The following is a 17,132-nucleotide window of genomic DNA, read 5'->3' as shown; positions in this document are numbered from 1 at the left end:
AATCCAGATCATGCGAAAAGCTCTTATCTTCGTTGCCCTTGTAACGTTTTTTCTTCAGGTATTTTCTCAAACTGAAGTAAGCGATTCTATTCCAAATTCTGCTGTCGACAAAAATCCGCAAAAAGCAGAAGTTGCTTACGTTGTTTTTAATAAAGACACACTATTTCCTGTTTACGCCAATCTGGGTCCTTACACTCCTGCCGAAAGAGCTGCAACGATAACCGAAAGGATGGAAATGGTAATGGATAACTTTCAGGTAGATGAGACTTTATTTGAAGTTACAGAGAAAAACAACTATTCAATAATTTATTACGACAAACATTCAATTACCAGCGTTAGTGAAGCAGATGCTGCACTTTGGGGAAAATCAAGAGAAGATCTGGCCAATGAAATTCTTGTTATTGTTAAAGGTTCTTATGAAGAAGCAATTGCCCGAGGCACACTGGTTTACTGGCTATTACGGGCATTATATACCATACTGGCGCTGGCAGGACTTATCCTCATTATTTTCCTAATCAATAAGTTCTTTTCATTACTGAACGTCAAACTTGAACATTACGAGAAAGGATTAAAACAAAAAAGGAAAAGTTTTTTAAAGTACCTTCTTCCCAATAATACAGGTAATATTTTCCTGCTTATTTCTAAGATAGTAAAGTTTGCATTGCTGGTGGTAGTGCTGTTTTTATACCTGCCCTTTTTATTTAGTTTTTTACCGTGGACGAGAGATTTGGCAGATAAATTCTATGGTTACCTTGCCGATCCGGTAAAGAAAATAGCCAATGATTTTGTCGATTTTATCCCCAATTTGTTTTCCATTTTTGTGATTATCATGATCACCCGCTATCTTTTAAAGATAATGTCGGTGGTTGTTCGCGAGATAGAAACGGGCAAGTTGAGGATTAAAGGATTTCACAGCGATTGGGCCAAACCAACTTTTAACCTGGTAAAAATCGTAATGTATATTATTACTGCCGTGCTCGTTGTGCAATACCTGCCTTCTTCAAAAGCTTTTCAGGGCGTATCAATTTTTGTTGGTGTAATCTTCACCCTGGGTTCCACTTCGGCAATAGCAAACATTGTTGCCGGAATTGTAATCACCTACATGCGGCCGTTTCAAATTGGTGACCGCGTAAAAATTGGCGACACCATGGGCGATATCGTTGAAAAGAACCTGCTGGTAACCCGCATAAAAACAATAAAAAATGAAGATGTTACCATTCCGAACGCTACCATTATAAATACACATTTGTGGAATTATACAAAAAATGCCAGTCAGATGGGAATAATTATCCACCCCACTGTAACCATTGGCTACGATGTACCTGCCGAAACGGTAATAAAACTGTTACTCGACGCGGCAAAAAACACCAAAAACCTAACCCGCGATTTTAAACCTTTTGTGCTTCAAAAAAGCCTTAGCGATTTTTATGTGGAATACGAACTGAATGTTTACACCAAACAACCCGGGAAAATGGCGCATTTTTATTCGGAGCTCAATAAAAGTATTTTGAATGAATTTAATAAAGCCGGCGTTGAAATATTATCGCCGCATTACTCGGCTTTCCGCGATGGAAATGCATCTACAATTCCTCAGGAGAAAAACACGAATCCTCCCACTGATCCGGTTGGCGATGTGATAAAAAAGGCCACCGGACAAAAGTAGATTACCAGGGAACAAATGAGATCTTTCGGGTAACAAACGAATCGCCGTAAGGAAAACGCACAAAATAAACACCGGCAGTTTTTCCAAGCAGGTTCAGCGTTATGCGGAAATTATCGGTCTTAATAACGGATGTTTTCATTTCCTGTCCGATCAAATTGTACACCACTACATCCTCCGGATCAATTTCTTTATCCGACTCCAGATTTAATTCGCCGGCTGTTGGATTTGGATAAACCCAAACATTCTCCGGTTGATCAACAATTGGCGTATCGGTTAAAATACGGTAATTACAGGCCACCAGTTCCATAACATTAACCATGGCGTAATTTTGCGTATTCAACGATGCGAAACTTTCCCAGCTACCGTTTTGGAGTAAATAAAGGTGGTTACTGGCATCTTCATATTCGCGCAACGATTGATAGATAGCAAAAGTATCGGCGGCATTTACATCACTCAATTCAAATCCCACAAAGAAATCACCGGCAGGCTTCACCATCTGATCAAAACTTACAAAGTTCATGGCATCTTCAGCCCAGTGGTCAATGTTTACCTCTTTGCTGTAAAGCAAATCCTCAGGATAAGTGCTACCGTTGTACACTTTCACGGTTATCCGGCTATTGTTGTTGTGCGTAACCAGTTTCCCAACACCAAACGAAACGCCATCCAGAATTTCATCACCATCAATCGAAAAACGTTCCACAATTTCTGTAATTCCGGCCGAATTCGTTCCGCCCCAATATCCTTCTGCATTGCCCGAAACAGTTAGGGAAATATTTCCGTGCACATCCGTATCCGTCAAATTTGTAAACGCGTTACACAAATCTTCGTTGCTATTAAACTGTCTTCCGTTTAACGCCAGAGTTCCCGTCCCGAGAGGATCGAGCCAGTGTTTTAATTGCTTAGTGGTGTCAGAACTGTAGTCCCATTGCATCGAAAAACGGGCATAATAATCGTTCACCGGATTTCCGCAATAAGCAGCTCCTCCCGACAAAGTTCCAATAACCTGTTCTTTCATATTAAACAACGCACCACCCGAAGAACCAACTTCGGTAACTCCTTCTTCCCAACGCAATATATTAAATGATCCATTTCTTGGATTTTTAATCGACGAAGAAGAAAAGGTTGCATATTCCGGCGCATGATAATCGAACGATATCTTTTTTATATCGCCCATTGGGTGATGAATACTTACCGATGAATCAGGTAATCCGGGCGATCGGTCCCAGCCGGCATAATACGGTCTGAAATCAGGCGGCGGCAGATCATCTAATTCCACCAGTGCAAAATCCAGACTATCGTAGTGTGCTTTCATTATCGCTCCCGAAAGCGAATGAATCGGATCGCCATCCAACGGAGCACAATAAGGACTTTCGTAATTAAAAGTGTATACCGTAGTTTCAGCATAATCCCATTGGTCGTAGCAATGCGATGCCGATATTACATAAGGTTTCTGGTCTTCTGCGGTATTGTTCACCAAAGTTCCGGTACATACTTCACGTCCATCAACAATTAGGCGGACAACCGCATCTTTTACCTCACTCCAGCGATCGCCAATTTCGCAGTTCACATCAATATTACACGCACCGGCAGGATCTCCGTTTATCGGTCTTCTGTCGAATTTCAAAATCCCCATAAAGTCATGGTTTACCCGGGAGATCGTAAAATCATCGGGTGTTCCTTCGTTTTCAGGAACTTCGTATTGCACGGTAATTTTATTGCCGGCAACCGGTGCCACAGCAAATTTATGCGAAGGTTTATTATTAAGCGATGTAAAAGCGCCGAGGTATTGATTATTTTCTTCGTTATAAATAAATAACCGCCCCTTCTTACTCAATTCAAAATCATCGAAAATAAGATTGAGCGAATACGCATTGTCCGACGAAATGGTAATGCGCCAAACATTAAAACCTGCGTTTGTTGTATACCACACTCCTGAATTTGAAGGGCTAAGATCGACATTAAAAGCATGGGCAAAAGTTAGTGCCTTCAACTGATTGTCGGATTCATTATTGGCATCCACCGCTGCGTCAATAACACTTTGTTTTAATACCGGCATTTTTACAAACGCCCTGTCGGTGCTTTTTAAAGTAACTACCTGCAAAGGGAAACCTCCTTCCGACAACTGTGCACTTACCGAATTACACACAAAAATGAACAATATTAAAACAGGAATATACAAACGCATTCTTAAAAGGTTTTTCGCAGGGTAAATAAAAATAATTACCGCGTAAATTACGTATTTTTTAGTCAATTTATGTCAATCACGAAACTTTTCAACAAAAACTCAAGTATTGTGTTTTATATTGCACATAACCGTAACTAATAAAAATTTATTATGAAAAAGTCATTATCAATTTTCGTTGCACTATTTTTTGTAATTAGTCTGGTTGCATTGGGCACCAACAAACCAACAAAAACTCCGGCCATGCCCGATGATGTTAAAGAGGTAATACAAAATTCGTGTTTTGGTTGCCACAATACCGACTCAAGAAATGAGGACGGAAAAAAGGAGCTTGACTTCAACAAACTCGACAGCCTTTCGAAAATTAAAATGATTAGTACTTACAAAGAAATTGGTGAAGTGCTTGAAAAAGGTGAAATGCCACCAAAAAAATTCCTGGAAAGATTTCCCGACAAAGCTTTAAGCGATGATCATAAACAACTGTTATTAGATTGGTCGAAAAAAGAAGCGGAAGCCTTGGTAAAAGGAATGTAATATGCGCCGAATACTTCGATTTTCAATAATCTTTTTGCTGCTTGCTTTTTTCGCTATCCAGTTTTTTCAACCCGAAAAAAACAGCGGAGAAGTAAGCAGCAATCATATTTTCAACCAGGTTGAAGTTCCTGAGAATATCCAAACCCTGTTAACAACCGCGTGTATGGATTGCCACTCGGACCATACCAACTACTGGTGGTACAACCATATTGCACCGGTTTCGTGGATGGTGAGTGATCATATTACCGAAGGAAAATCAGAACTCAATTTTTCGGAATGGGGAACCATGGACATTTTTGAGAAGATTACCAAACTGGAAGAAATTTGCCAGGAAACGAAACGAAAATCCATGCCGTTAAAATCGTACCGAGCCATTCATCCGAAAGCAAAATTAAGCGACGAACAAATTGCAGAGCTTTGCGACTGGACCACAAAACTGGCTGAAGAATTGCTTACCAACGCTGCCGGCGAATAAGTTTTTACTTTAACTCTCATAAATATTATCTTTACCCAAAATCCGAAAAAATGAAGGTATTGGTAATGTATGTTGATGAGTTTTCGTACCAACCGGCGCGGAAAAATTTGGAGGAAGTTGAAGATATTACAGAAGGTGCGCAATTTTCAGATTCGATTTTAGCATTTATACAGGTGGAAGAAAACGACGAAGAGAAAGACGTGAAAAGCCGAGAGAAAAAACTGGTCAATCACCTGAAATGGACGGCACGAAAAAACAATTGTAAAAGTGTGATTCTTCACTCGTTTGCCCACCTTTCGGAATCGAAAGCATCGGTTGAATTTACTAAAGAACTTTTCGATCTGGCTGAAAAACGCCTGCAAAATGCCGAATTCACAACAGCACAAACACCATTTGGCTATTTCCTCGACCTGAATATTAAAGCTCCGGGATTTTCGTTGGCGCGTATTTGGGCAACGCTTTAAGAAAAGACAAAAGGCAAAAGTAGAAAGGAAAAAGTTGAGAACAGCGTTGTTGGAATACCCCGACCAAAACCATCCGAAGGCACAGTTTTCAGTATTCAGTCTCAGTTCACAATCTTACAATTTTACAGTTTAACAATTTTTCAATCTCCATCAATCTTAAAATCAATCTTCCATCGATCCTCACCGTCTCAGTGCTCATTTCTTACTTTTAACTCCTGCTCAATAAATTCAGTTATCTTTGCCGAAAATAAGTACACATGAAATTCGAGGATTATTCCATATCCAACACCATAAAAACCAACCTGGCAAAGAACGGATTCCGTCGTCCGACTGACATTCAGTTTAAGGCGATTCCTCCCGTGTTGCGAGGCGAAGATGTTTTGGCCATCGCCCAAACAGGAACAGGAAAAACTGCGGCTTTTGCCATTCCGGTAATTCATAATATACAACAGGCCAAATTGAATCAACATGTTCAGGGAATCAGTTGTTTAGTTATGGTTCCAACGCACGAACTGGCTAAACAGATCAACGACGTGTTTGTTTCCATTTCAAAAAATACGGGGGTAAAAACTACCGTAATTATTGGTGGTGTTGAACAGGATCCTCAAATCGAACGCTTAAAAACCGGCACCGATGTTTTGGTGGCTACTCCCGGTCGCTTGTTCGACTTGGTGAGTCAGGGTCACTTAAAATTGCACGGCGTAAAAACACTGATTTTGGATGAGGCCGATCACATGCTCGATCTTGGTTTTATAAAAGACATTAACGACCTGATACGTTTTCTGCCCGAAAAGCGCCAGACTTTATTCTTCTCGGCAACCATCAATAAAAAGATTAAAAAGCTTGCCTATTCATTGGTAAGCAAACCTATTCGCATCCAGATATCGCCCAAAAATCCGGTGGCAAAAACCATCGAGCACCAAGTGGCATTTATCGAAATGGATGACAAAAGAGCTTTTCTGGAGCGGCTTGTGGGTGAAAATCCTGAAGCTAAAATTCTGGCTTTTGTACGAACAAAAGTACGTGCCGAACGCGTGAAAAAAGCAATGGAACGTGTTGAAATTGAAAGCGACACCATACACAGCGACAAAGATCAGGCTGAACGCGACGAAACGATGCAACGTTTTAAAAGCGGCGCCCTTAAATTACTTATCGCTACTGATGTAAGTGCGCGTGGAATTGATATTCCGAACGTTGATTTTGTGGTGAATTACGATCTTCCGGAAGTTGCAGAAAACTACGTACACCGCGTAGGACGAACCGGACGTGGCAACCAAAAAGGAAAAGCAGTTTCGTTCTGTAGCGCAGAAGAGCGTGAAATTCTGGACGAGATTGAAAGCTTTTTAGGGAAAGACATTCATCGTCTGGAGATCGACAAAAACGATTACAAAGAAACACTGGATTTTACAAAAGACACCGACTACAACTGGCAAAAGTTAATGCGCGAAAACGAACGCGAATTAAAAGAGGTGAAAAAGAAGAAGAAAAAAAAGAAAAAGTAAGTATTATCACGTACTTACATTCTTCGAATCGCCATATTACGCAGCTCGGCGGTTGTCATCCAGGTGCATATTCCAAACGGTTTTGAAAGCGACACCTCCGGCCGGATACTCAATTTATGTCCGGGATAACTGAAATCCACTAACTTTTCATCGTCAATCCAGGCACGGATTGTGGTTTCTGTCACTTGCAGACGGATGGTATACCACACCTCTTTTTCAAAGTTCTTTAGTACCTGTGTTGCGTTCTCCGAAGCATCAACACCATCAATACTGCTTAAACCAACAACGGGGCCGCCCCACCCTCCTACAATCAGCGAGCAAAATTCGTCGTTAACCGGGAAAGTCATTCCACAAAAAAAGTCGTTACCAACCATTTTGCGGGCCTCCAGTTGTACTTCGTAATTTACTTTCGGAAAAGTATCCGTCCAGGTAATTCCGCTGCAACCATCGCCGTAATTGATAACGATACTTCCTTCGGTAACCTTAACCGGCCCTTCAGTGCCGAATGAGGTGATTTCCCAGTTTCCAAGTGAATTTCCGTTGAATAAGGTTTGCCAGCCTCCTGGAATGTCGGGAGTATAAGTTTGGTTTTGTTGAGCGTCTTTCTTTGTTTGATTATTACAAGAAATAAATAGCGTTAAAAAAGCGCACATAAAACACACGAAAATAAATCCTGAACGAGCCATTTTTATTTAAAATTACAAAAGATGCAGGTCACTACAAAAAAAACTGGCCCCACCTAAAAGGCAGAGCCAGCTTCGAATTTATATGATCGTCTGTTTTTATTATTTCAAGCGATTAAGCTCTTAGATAATCGATTTCATTGATTCCATTGCCTCACGTAATTCAGCACCAATAATCTCCACATCGTGGTAACGAATTTCGTCGTTAATTTCAATCAACTCTTTGTTATCAACGTGTGCACTTTTTCCTTCGTTGAAATTTTTACCAATAACATCGGTATCAATTTTCTTCATGAAATCAGTTAATAACGGCTTGCAAGCGTGATCGAAAAGGTAACAACCGTACTCTGCAGTATCCGAAATTGTGCGGTTCATTTCGAACAGTTTTTTACGTGCAATTGTGTTGGCAATCAGCGGAGTTTCGTGTAACGACTCATAATAAGCCGACTCCTCTTTAATTCCTGATTCTGTCATCACTTCAAATGCCAGCTCAACACCCGATTTTACAAAGGCAACCATTAAAGTTCCATTGTCGAAATATTCCTGCTCGCTAATTTCAACGTCGCCTGCCGGAGTTTTCTCGAAAGCAGTTTCGCCGGTAGCAGCACGCCATCCCAACAGGTTTTTATCGTCGTTAGCCCAGTCTTCCATCATAGTCGATGAGAATTCTCCTGACATAATATCATCCATGTGTTTTTCAAACAACGGACGCATAATTTCTTTCAGTTCTTCTGAAAGTTTGTAAGCTTCAATTTTAGCAGGATTCGACAAGCGATCCATCATATTGGTAATACCACCAAGTTTCAACGCTTCAGTAATTGTTTCCCATCCGTATTGAATCAGTTTTGATGCATAACCAGCGTCGATTCCTTTTTCGATCATTTTGTCGAAGCTCAAAATAGAACCGGTTTGCAATAAACCACAAAGAATGGTTTGCTCGCCCATCAAGTCTGATTTTACTTCGGCAACAAACGACGAAAGTAAAACACCCGCTTTATGACCACCGGTACCAACGGCATAGGCTTTTGCAATTTCCAAACCATCGCCGTTTGGATCGTTTTCGCGGTGAACTGCAATCAGTGTAGGCACACCAAATCCGCGTACATACTCAGCACGTACTTCTGAACCCGGAGATTTTGGAGCCACCATAATTACGGTGATATCGTCGCGAATCTGCATTCCTTCCTCAACAATATTGAAACCGTGTGAGTAAGCCAAACAAGCACCTTTTTTCATTAAAGGAACCACTTTGTTTACTACCGGAGTGTGTTGTTTATCTGGTGTAAGATTCAATACCAAGTCAGCCTTAGGCACCAATTCTTCGAAAGTACCTACTTCAAAACCGTTTTCAGTAGCATTAACATACGATGCACGTTTTTCGTCGATGGCAGTTTGACGCAGCGCGTAAGCTACATTCAATCCGCTGTCGCGAAGGTTCAAGCCCTGGTTCAATCCCTGTGCTCCACAACCCAATACTACAATTTGTTTTCCTTTCAGTTTTTCAACTCCGTCTGCAAATTCCGACTCTTCCATAAAGTCGCATTTTCCCAACTGGTCTAACTGAAGACGAAGTGGCAATGTATTGAAATAGTTTTCCATGATCTTTTATTTTTACAATTAATATACTTTTAAGCTGTAATATTCCGCGGTTTGTATCCAAATGCACAAACCTGAATACAAAGCAACAAAATTTCTGTAAGCCTGAGATGTAAAATTACATGAATTTTAGGTAATTTTCATGGATTTGGATTTTAACTCTGTTTTAAGCTTTAAAATTACACGACTAATTTTCAACAGCTTAAACAAGGTGAAAAATATGGACTTTTACCAAACTCAGAGCGATTTCGAACGAAACTGCAAAGGCGACAGACCGACTTCGCGTTTAAAGAATTTGGCAAAATAACTTTGATCGGGGAAGTTCATTTTTGCAGCAATTTCCGAAACACTGAGATTCGTATGTACCAACAGGCGTTTGATCTCAATAATCTGTTTGGATTTTATAATCTGCGACGAAGTTTTCCCGGTTAGCTGGGTTACCGTTTGCGTTAAATGATTTGGTGTTAATGCCATAATATCGGCATATTGCGCTACTGAAAGGTTCTCATGAAAATGCTCTTCCAGTAGTTGAAAAAACTTTTTCACCACAATGTGCCCTTTTCCTTTCCAACGGTTCTCGTCGTACGGATAAAGCGAAGCACAAGTTGTTAAAATAAGATCAAGTACCGATCGTAAAATATCGATGGAGTAGCCTTCGGGTTTGCTGATTTCGTTAACACCTTTTTTAAACAAACTCTCCAGAAACAACTTGTCACTCTCCTCTTTTAGAAGCAGTGGCGGGTTATCCTGCCGAATGGTAAAAAAGAAAGGGAACTCGATTAAACGGTTTGGATTTCGTTGATTGAGTAGATAAAAATCAGCGGTGAAAATAAAAATGAAACCATCGATATCGTGCGAGAACTCGATTTTGTGTGCCTGTCCCGGCGACATGAAAAATATGCACGGCGGCTCGATATCATACTTATTTCCGTCGATAACGTGCGAGCCGCTTCCCTTGTGCAGATACAACACCTCGAAAAAATCGTGACGATGCGGGTACTTAACAGCAAAATGCCGGTTGGCATCAAATACTTCTACCTGAAACTGCTGGCTTGCACGTTCTTCCGAACTAAAATTGTGCAAGCTGTAAACCGGTAAATTTTCAGAACCTGCTTTCACTTAATTATAGATGTGGCGCGGCGGTTATTTCTAATCATCAAATTTTAGCGTATAACCCAGCGATAAACGTAATACTCTTGTTTTTGATTCCTGGTTTTCGAGTGGTTTAATATCTGCCATACCATAATCATACGAAACGCACATATTAAAACCGTTCAGAAACAGGAAACCTACTTTTCCGGAAACTCCATAATCCAGTCTTTTAAAATCATCCTCCATCGGGTCGTTCCCGAATTTAAGCGATTCGTTATTACTAACTACGTCTTCTGCTCCCGGATATTGAAAAGTATAATCGGCGTTGCCAAACAAACCCATCCCCACAAAAGGACCGGCGCCAACATACAACTTATTTCTGCTCCTGAAACGATAGAGGTATTTCACGTACAATGGAACATCGATAAAGTATAATGTTGTTTTATTATCGCTGAACTGTGTATCTGTCGGCTTTTTATGGTAGCCTTTATTTTCAAAAATCAAACCACCTTCAACAGCAATTTCCTGCGACTTATCTTTGTTAAGCACATATTCGTATAACGCACCAATATTCATTCCATATAAAGCTTTATACGAATCTTCGGCTTCGGTTTCTCCCGTTCCAAATTTCATACTGGTGTTGGCCATATTCCCACCTCCAAAGAAAGTTACGGACGGATATTGTGCCATTGATTGAATTGCAAGCAGCATAAGACATGCAACAAATAATAGAGAGGTAAATTTTTTCATGGTTCGAAACTTTATAATTGGGTTTATAAATACGAGGTGAAAGATATGAATTTTTATGGAAAACAGCGATACGGGAAACTTCCGCTGTTTATTTAGCCAACAGGAGGAAACATTACAAAACAAAAAAGCAGCCTTTTGAGCTGCTTTTGCGGTGACGACGAGACTCGAATGCTGACGCTTTGGTCAGCATCCTGACACCTTTGGGCGTCAGGGCTCGCGAGCGTCTTTAGCTATACTTTTTTATAAATGCTAGCGTTTTCTCCCTCGACAAGTTTTTCAATTTTTTCTCTAATATTAAAGCTTCACCTCTTGTTGATTTTGTTGTACTCCAAACGAGCTTCCAGGGAGTGCCGTTACACGTGGATTTTTCATAGCCTGAATTATGCCGTGATAAACGCTCCTCCAAGCAAGAAGTTTGTCCTTTATAATATGAATCAAGGCTAGCAGAATAGATGATATAAACGTAATACTTCATAACAAAAAAGCAGCCTTTTGAGCTGCTTTTGCGGTGACGACGAGACTCGAACCACCAAAATTTTCTTATTCAATATCAAGACTTTGAGACATTCTTATTCGATTCGTGTAACGTTTTGGTAACCAAATAAATTTCACCAATTGTCTTAGTATGTCATTGAACTTTCGTAACTAACCTTCTTATTACAAATATAGCATTTTTTACCTCATAGTAACATATAATCACAACCTTGATTTCCCATACTGATAAAACATCATCTCATGCAAAAAATAATAAATACCCAGCAATAATCAACAACCGAACCAGTTCATAAAGCTCACCTTCTCCCCTGGTTGATAGAAGTGTTTAAGGAGATCCTCTGCTTGCCTATGTTTTAATCCACGCATTATTTTTCCAAGTTAATAAAATATTCAATAGCTTTGAATGAAATCAAAATCACCCCAAATGAAAAAGAAACTCGAGTTTGATCAATGGATCCAGATTCCAGCAGTCGAGATTCTATTGCTTGGTATAACTCATATTTGTTTGCACAATATTTGCACAAAAACATAGCTTTTAAAGTCTATCAAAGACAAAGAAAGATCGAGTCCATCTCTGCCCTGGCTCATTCACTTATTCTATTAGCCAGTTAGTCTTTTACTTCAAAACCCATTAACTTACGAATTTTGTCCGCATTGATTTTGGTTGTCAATTTCTCCAGCAATAATAATGCAACATCTATAGCTGTTGACGGATTCCATGATGTGATGATATTATCATCTACCACAATTGGCTGATGTATCACATTAACCCCAAATCCTTTTAATTCCTCTCTCCGAATTGGGCTATTGTAAACCGTTCCGTTTTTACCGTTTAAGATTCCGCTCTTTCCTACCGGTAAGGCACCAACACAAATAGATGCAATGATTTTATTATTTGATTTAAAAGCTCTGATCAAATCTGAGAATGTATTGTCATAAGCATCTTTGTAAAATCCATAAACCTCAAATCCGCCGGGAATTGCCAATGCATCATAAAATTCAATATCGATTTCATCAATCCTGTAATCCACAATAAACCGTTGGTTGAATGAACTTTTAACCTCCTTTCTTAATCCACACGTAAACAATTCAGTCGAGTTATCACCATAAACAAGATTCCAGCCAATAACATCAATAAACACACTTGCCTCAAATGTCTCAAATCCGTCGGCTAACAGTAACAATGCTTTTTTCATAATAAATCAATTTATCAGTATAAGATTTCGTTTCTTTAATCGGTCTGAACTAGGGCAATTTTTTCTCCACATAGTTAATTGAGTTTTATAGTAATTGATTCCTCCCGATAAAAATTACCATAACGCGTTTCTTCGTTTTACGAACCTTTAATTGTTATTTCACTTAAATATATTACTATACATAATAATGTTATTTACTCTAGCTTTCGGCTGGTTAAATGCTCCAGGTGCCTTTGCTTAATTCAACAACATTCCCACCGACTTTTAAGGAAAATTTACTGTTGTGTAATTTGCCTTGTAATTTGATATAAGATTTGCGATTCATTTGAAAACCTTGTTCAACAATAGCAGAAACACAATTTGAATTGTTTTTGAGAAGATAGGCCAAAAAGCAACCATTGGCACTTCCCGTTGCGGAATCTTCAATTATATCTCCATTCTCAATACAAAACATACGTCCATTATAGTTGTTGAATTTTTCGTAAGTTTCTTCTGTAATAAAAAATAATGAGGTGGATAATTCTGACCAACTATTAGTTTTATAGCACTTGTTTTTTATTAAAAACTCAATTATTTTATCTGAGTTTAGTTTTATTCCATTCATTTCTTTTAAACTAATAATTGGAATAATTATATAAGGAATACCTGTACTTATCTCTTCTATAGACCTTTTAAAATCTATAGCTTTAAAATCAATTCCTAATCCTACCGCAATTTCTTCGTGGCCATATTTCTTAATAAATTCGGGTTGAGCTTGCTCCATTACAAAATCACAGAAATCCAGATTATCAACAGAGGATAAATCAACTCTGATATCTGCATGCTTTAGCTTTAATAATATACTTTTTTTAGGTTCCGATAATAAATATTTAGAGATTACATAAGCTGTTCCTAAAGTAGGATGGCCGGCAAAAGGAACTTCATATTCTGGAGTAAATAAGGGGATAAAAACAAAACGTACACATTGATTTATATTAATATCTTGATTATCAAAGGAAACAAAGATAGTGAGAAAAAAACGAATTGTGCAAAAGGTTAATTCTGCTTCCATTGAAGGTTAATTTAGCGAATTAAGTGTTTTAGCTATTAGCAAAAAAGGTTAAACGCTTTTATTAAACAGTGCTGAAAGGTTAATTATAAAGGCGATTGAGGCACTTTTATGTCTCGTGTCACATTAGGTGCTCCCCCACTAAATAAGGCTTTAACAGAGCCTTTTTTTGTGCCCGATTAGAAGGTTGAAATTAACACTTATGTACGGTTGGGTGGACAATTGGGTGGACAATTGGGTGGACAAAACATGGCAAGAATCACATTCAAACTATACTAATATGTGTCAAATGTTCGTTTAAACTACCATAAAATTGACATTAAATCATAGGTTAAGCCACACCTTAAGCCATTTTTTAGACAATGCAGATAGAGACGTAATTCAAACATACATAGTTTGTTAGGCTTCTTTTTTATTGCGAAAGGTAATAGAAAGGTGTGCGCGTGTATCTTGTTGGGGTGAGTAGTGATTTTCAATAGGCTGTGATGATATGTGCTTAATTATGCGGAATTGCGTTTGCCAGTAGAGTTTTCGCCGGTAGCCGAGTCTATTGAATCTAGCAAGCGTTGTTTGTCAGCTTTAAGACTTTTGACTCTGTCTCTAAGGTCTTCTTTGTCTTGTTTTAAACTTTCAACCAAATCTTTTAGGTTATTAACTGTTTCATCTTTGTGTGCGCATTCGGCGCATTCCTGGGTTTGTAATTTTTGAAATCCAACATCAGATGCCCGTTCCTCCAGCATCTCCCCCCATCCTGTTAGAAGCCACCGTATATTTAGCTCTGGATATGCCTGAAGTACGCAATTGAGTATCTTTGAGGATGGATCACTCTGTCTCACCCCCACAATTCCACTCAATGTAGTAGGTTTTAAGTCGCATTTTCGCGCAAATGCGTTCTTATTACCATCTTCGAAGTAGTTAATGACTTCTATAAATCTCTTGTTAATACTCACTTATAAAAAATCGTAAAAAAATATTCAAAAAAGTACACAATTGAGTTTGGGAAAAGAACGCAATTGCGTATGTTTGTATCATTAAATTTATTCAAAGTTATGCAAAAAGAGGAGACAAAAGCAAACAACACACGAAAAAAATACGGGAAACCGTACGAGGACAAGGAACATTTAAGGCATGGAGACATTCAGTTAATAGCTACAGCCTCGGGTTATAAGTATGTAAGTGTTGTACAACAGCTTTCGGGAGAAAGGAAAATGCAAGCAGCTGTAAAAGCTGCGGCTGATAGGCTTGTCAGAGAAAATAAGAAGCTCATTAGTACTCTTAGTCCTTCAGACGCAAATTAATCGGTTATGGAATACTTCGGTGATAAAATATGTTTTACAAAAAAATGGTTAACTGAATTTGTCTTTAGCGAGGATAACTATTACAAGTTATTACGAAGAGGTCAGATTGAATTGGCCAAACGCGGAGGAGGCGTTGATAACTCATCGTTGGTTTTTTATTACAGTATTCCTGAAAGATTTAAGAAAAAGATTCGCGCTTTAATTGGAGGTGAACCGGAGGAGCAATCAACTAAAAGTGCGCTGAAGGATTTGATTGTAGAGGATGATAAAGCCCGAATTTATTTCAGGGATTATGTTATGGATAGCGGTGATCATTTGCCAAAAGATGCGCAAGATGAATATTGCACGAATGCATCTATTCTGAATGCAATTCATTTAATTCTGACTGACAGAGGAACGGCTACAAAAGCGATAAACGGCAAATTAAAAGGAGTTTGGCCAAAGATTGCACAAGCGGTTGTAAATCTTGATAAAACAGTGTTTAAACACTCTTTGCCTCCAACGCCAAAATTTGATGCTGAGGGCAAAATGCTGCCATTGTCATCGACAGCACACCGGAGGTTACAGGAAACATACAGAAAATACAAGGCGCTTAACAATAGCCGTTATGACAGAATTGGTTATGAGAGCCTTATACATGGCAACTGGTGTAATAAAAACAGTGAGAAGATTAATGATGAAGCCAAGATTTGGATTTTGAGCCGCTGGACTAGTATGGTTAATCGGATTGCAACCGAACAGCAGCTATTGAACGAATACAACCAGTTAGCAGCTTCGCAAGATTGGAAAGGACTAAAAAGTACTGACGCAATTCATAACTTTTTGTACGAACCGGAGATTAAGCCGCTCTGGTGGGGGGCCCGTTATGGTGAATTAAACGCGAAAGAAAAATTTGGGTACCAACAAAAAACCATTCTGCCAACTATGCGCGACAGCCTGTGGTATAGCGACGGTACCAAGTTGAATTATTACTACCAAGCCAGAGATACGCAAGGCCGTTTTCAGATGAAAACTACCAGTGTTTATGAGGTTATGGACGTTTACAGCGAGTGTTTTATTGGTTATTTCATTTCGGACACAGAAGATTATCAAGCGCAATATAGTGCTTACCGGATGGCTCTTCAAACCAGCGGACAAAAGCCTTACGAGATTAAGTTTGACAACCAAGGAGGCCATAAGAAGCTTGAAGCCGGTGATTTTTTAACAAAACTGGCTCGTTTATCGATTAGAACGAAGCCCTATAACGGAAAATCGAAAACCATTGAAAATGCATTTGGCCGTTACCAAATGGAGTTTTTGAAAAAGGACTGGTTCTTTACAGGACAAAATATTCAGTCGAAAAAGCAGGAAAGTAAGGCCAATATGGAGTTTATTATGGCTAATAAATACAACCTGCCAACATTACCAGAAATACACGAGATTTATAAGAAACGTAGGGAGGAGTGGAACAATGCCCCGCACCCGAAAACAGGAAAACCAAGGATTGAAATGTATCGCGATAGCGAAAATCCAAGGGCTGTTAAGCTTGAAATGATGGATATGGTTGACCTGTTTTGGGTAACGCGCCAAAGGACAGTGAAATGCAGCGCGTGGGGCATTGCTTTTGAAGAAAAGAAAGTGAAGTATGACTACATGGTTATGCTTCCGAACGGACTTCCAGATGTACGTTGGTTAGCCCGGAATATTGATAAAAAGTTCAGGGTGAAATTCGATCCGCAGGATTTTTCTATGATCTACCTGTACGAAGACACTCCGCAAGGTTTACGCTTTGTAACTGCGGCTGAACAAAAAGTTGAAGTACACCGGGGAGTACAGGAGCAGGAAAAATGGGAAGCTTCGTGGATGCGCAAAGTAGATGCGGAGCTGGAAGCCATGCGTATAGAGTTATACAACCAGTTGCGAGAAATTCAGCAAAAACACAACCAACTGCCCGAACAACACGGCCTTGTTACTCCAACACCAAAAGGCATTAATTCATTGAAAAAAGCGAAAGCACAAAAACAGGCGGACAATTTTGGACGCTTGCAAAAAGCCATGAGCAATGCAGTGATGGCCGATGGTGAGGAAGAAAGTTATGATGAAAAGGACATTTACGACTTGATATAAAAAACGAATCCCGGCCACCAAGAGGTGAAACCGGGAACAAAAGCACAA

The 17,132-nt window shown here is 39.3% G+C and carries 16 protein-coding genes; 7 read left to right on the top strand and 9 right to left on the bottom strand.

Going from position 1 to position 17,132, the window contains the following annotated elements; translation table 11 throughout:
- The first annotated feature begins 10 nt into the window (after window positions 1-10).
- Window positions 11-1,663 carry a mechanosensitive ion channel family protein gene (locus QZ576_RS09570; RefSeq protein WP_297096483.1) on the top strand — a complete coding sequence of 551 codons (1,653 nt, stop codon included), beginning with the start codon at window positions 11-13 and terminating at the stop codon, window positions 1,661-1,663.
- A 1-nt stretch (window position 1,664) separates the two neighbouring features.
- Here QZ576_RS09570 and QZ576_RS09565 read toward each other — a convergent pair whose 3' ends face one another.
- Window positions 1,665-3,848 carry a T9SS type A sorting domain-containing protein gene (locus tag QZ576_RS09565; protein WP_297096481.1) on the bottom strand — a complete coding sequence of 728 codons (2,184 nt, stop codon included), beginning with the start codon at window positions 3,846-3,848 and terminating at the stop codon, window positions 1,665-1,667.
- 150 nt (window positions 3,849-3,998) lie between these two features.
- On the opposite strand from QZ576_RS09565, the gene QZ576_RS09560 reads away from it, so the two are divergent.
- From QZ576_RS09560 to QZ576_RS09545, 4 genes are all read left to right on the top strand, one after another.
- A complete protein-coding gene (locus QZ576_RS09560) occupies window positions 3,999-4,379 on the top strand; it encodes a heme-binding domain-containing protein (protein ID WP_297096479.1) in 381 nt (126 codons plus the stop codon).
- A 1-nt stretch (window position 4,380) separates the two neighbouring features.
- Window positions 4,381-4,854, top strand: a complete 474-nt coding sequence (locus QZ576_RS09555; protein ID WP_297096477.1) for a heme-binding domain-containing protein — start codon at window positions 4,381-4,383, stop codon at window positions 4,852-4,854.
- A 50-nt stretch (window positions 4,855-4,904) separates the two neighbouring features.
- A complete protein-coding gene (locus tag QZ576_RS09550) occupies window positions 4,905-5,318 on the top strand; it encodes a threonyl-tRNA synthetase editing domain-containing protein (protein ID WP_297096475.1) in 414 nt (137 codons plus the stop codon).
- A 257-nt stretch (window positions 5,319-5,575) separates the two neighbouring features.
- On the top strand, window positions 5,576-6,820 hold the full coding sequence (locus QZ576_RS09545; protein ID WP_297096473.1) for a DEAD/DEAH box helicase: 1,245 nt from the start codon (window positions 5,576-5,578) through the stop codon (window positions 6,818-6,820).
- A 14-nt stretch (window positions 6,821-6,834) separates the two neighbouring features.
- On the opposite strand, the gene QZ576_RS09540 is transcribed toward QZ576_RS09545, so the two are convergent.
- The 8 genes from QZ576_RS09540 to QZ576_RS09510 all read right to left on the bottom strand — a co-directional run bounded on the left by QZ576_RS09540 (window position 6,835) and on the right by QZ576_RS09510 (window position 14,534).
- The gene (locus tag QZ576_RS09540; RefSeq protein ID WP_297096471.1) at window positions 6,835-7,506 is read right to left on the bottom strand and encodes a DUF1080 domain-containing protein; all 672 of its coding nucleotides are present in this window, start codon (window positions 7,504-7,506) and stop codon (window positions 6,835-6,837) included.
- 120 nt (window positions 7,507-7,626) lie between these two features.
- Complete coding sequence (gene ilvC, locus QZ576_RS09535; protein ID WP_297096469.1) at window positions 7,627-9,102, bottom strand: ketol-acid reductoisomerase; 1,476 nt, start codon at window positions 9,100-9,102, stop codon at window positions 7,627-7,629.
- Between the two features lie 234 nt (window positions 9,103-9,336).
- Window positions 9,337-10,218: an AraC family transcriptional regulator gene (locus tag QZ576_RS09530; RefSeq protein WP_297096466.1), complete on the bottom strand. Its 882-nt coding sequence runs from the start codon at window positions 10,216-10,218 to the stop codon at window positions 9,337-9,339.
- A 30-nt stretch (window positions 10,219-10,248) separates the two neighbouring features.
- Complete coding sequence (locus QZ576_RS09525; protein WP_297096464.1) at window positions 10,249-10,941, bottom strand: porin family protein; 693 nt, start codon at window positions 10,939-10,941, stop codon at window positions 10,249-10,251.
- A 226-nt stretch (window positions 10,942-11,167) separates the two neighbouring features.
- The gene (locus QZ576_RS22545; RefSeq protein WP_367270465.1) at window positions 11,168-11,416 is read right to left on the bottom strand and encodes a GIY-YIG nuclease family protein; all 249 of its coding nucleotides are present in this window, start codon (window positions 11,414-11,416) and stop codon (window positions 11,168-11,170) included.
- A 628-nt stretch (window positions 11,417-12,044) separates the two neighbouring features.
- Entirely contained in the window at window positions 12,045-12,632 is a 588-nt protein-coding gene (locus tag QZ576_RS09520) for a DJ-1/PfpI family protein (protein WP_297096462.1), read from the bottom strand.
- Window positions 12,633-12,846: 214 nt separating this feature from the next.
- The gene (locus tag QZ576_RS09515; protein WP_297096459.1) at window positions 12,847-13,683 is read right to left on the bottom strand and encodes a PhzF family phenazine biosynthesis protein; all 837 of its coding nucleotides are present in this window, start codon (window positions 13,681-13,683) and stop codon (window positions 12,847-12,849) included.
- 497 nt (window positions 13,684-14,180) lie between these two features.
- Complete coding sequence (locus QZ576_RS09510; protein ID WP_297096457.1) at window positions 14,181-14,534, bottom strand: hypothetical protein; 354 nt, start codon at window positions 14,532-14,534, stop codon at window positions 14,181-14,183.
- A 195-nt stretch (window positions 14,535-14,729) separates the two neighbouring features.
- Here QZ576_RS09510 and QZ576_RS09505 point away from each other — a divergent pair, with 195 nt between their 5' ends.
- Both QZ576_RS09505 and QZ576_RS09500 read left to right on the top strand, forming a co-directional pair.
- Complete coding sequence (locus QZ576_RS09505; RefSeq protein WP_297096455.1) at window positions 14,730-14,978, top strand: hypothetical protein; 249 nt, start codon at window positions 14,730-14,732, stop codon at window positions 14,976-14,978.
- A gap of 6 nt (window positions 14,979-14,984) precedes the next feature.
- Window positions 14,985-17,084 (top strand): hypothetical protein, encoded by a 2,100-nt coding sequence (locus QZ576_RS09500; protein ID WP_297096453.1) that lies wholly within the window; start codon window positions 14,985-14,987, stop codon window positions 17,082-17,084.
- Window positions 17,085-17,132 lie beyond the last annotated feature (48 nt).

The sequence above is a fragment of the uncultured Draconibacterium sp. genome (genome assembly GCF_913060805.1).
Lineage (GTDB): Bacteria > Bacteroidota > Bacteroidia > Bacteroidales > Prolixibacteraceae > Draconibacterium.
This window is presented reverse-complemented; position numbering and strand designations above follow the sequence as displayed.

Bases quoted from the DNA above. Each gene is read 5' to 3' on its own strand.
- QZ576_RS09570 (WP_297096483.1), top strand. From the start codon at position 11: ATGCGAAAAGCTCTTATCTTCGTTGCCCTTGTAACGTTTTTTCTTCAG.
- QZ576_RS09565 (WP_297096481.1), bottom strand. From the start codon at position 3,848: ATGCGTTTGTATATTCCTGTTTTAATATTGTTCATTTTTGTGTGTAAT.
- QZ576_RS09560 (WP_297096479.1), top strand. From the start codon at position 3,999: ATGAAAAAGTCATTATCAATTTTCGTTGCACTATTTTTTGTAATTAGT.
- QZ576_RS09555 (WP_297096477.1), top strand. From the start codon at position 4,381: ATGCGCCGAATACTTCGATTTTCAATAATCTTTTTGCTGCTTGCTTTT.
- QZ576_RS09550 (WP_297096475.1), top strand. From the start codon at position 4,905: ATGAAGGTATTGGTAATGTATGTTGATGAGTTTTCGTACCAACCGGCG.
- QZ576_RS09545 (WP_297096473.1), top strand. From the start codon at position 5,576: ATGAAATTCGAGGATTATTCCATATCCAACACCATAAAAACCAACCTG.
- QZ576_RS09540 (WP_297096471.1), bottom strand. From the start codon at position 7,506: ATGGCTCGTTCAGGATTTATTTTCGTGTGTTTTATGTGCGCTTTTTTA.
- ilvC (WP_297096469.1), bottom strand. From the start codon at position 9,102: ATGGAAAACTATTTCAATACATTGCCACTTCGTCTTCAGTTAGACCAG.
- QZ576_RS09525 (WP_297096464.1), bottom strand. From the start codon at position 10,941: ATGAAAAAATTTACCTCTCTATTATTTGTTGCATGTCTTATGCTGCTT.
- QZ576_RS22545 (WP_367270465.1), bottom strand. From the start codon at position 11,416: ATGAAGTATTACGTTTATATCATCTATTCTGCTAGCCTTGATTCATAT.
- QZ576_RS09520 (WP_297096462.1), bottom strand. From the start codon at position 12,632: ATGAAAAAAGCATTGTTACTGTTAGCCGACGGATTTGAGACATTTGAG.
- QZ576_RS09515 (WP_297096459.1), bottom strand. From the start codon at position 13,683: ATGGAAGCAGAATTAACCTTTTGCACAATTCGTTTTTTTCTCACTATC.
- QZ576_RS09505 (WP_297096455.1), top strand. From the start codon at position 14,730: ATGCAAAAAGAGGAGACAAAAGCAAACAACACACGAAAAAAATACGGG.
- QZ576_RS09500 (WP_297096453.1), top strand. From the start codon at position 14,985: ATGGAATACTTCGGTGATAAAATATGTTTTACAAAAAAATGGTTAACT.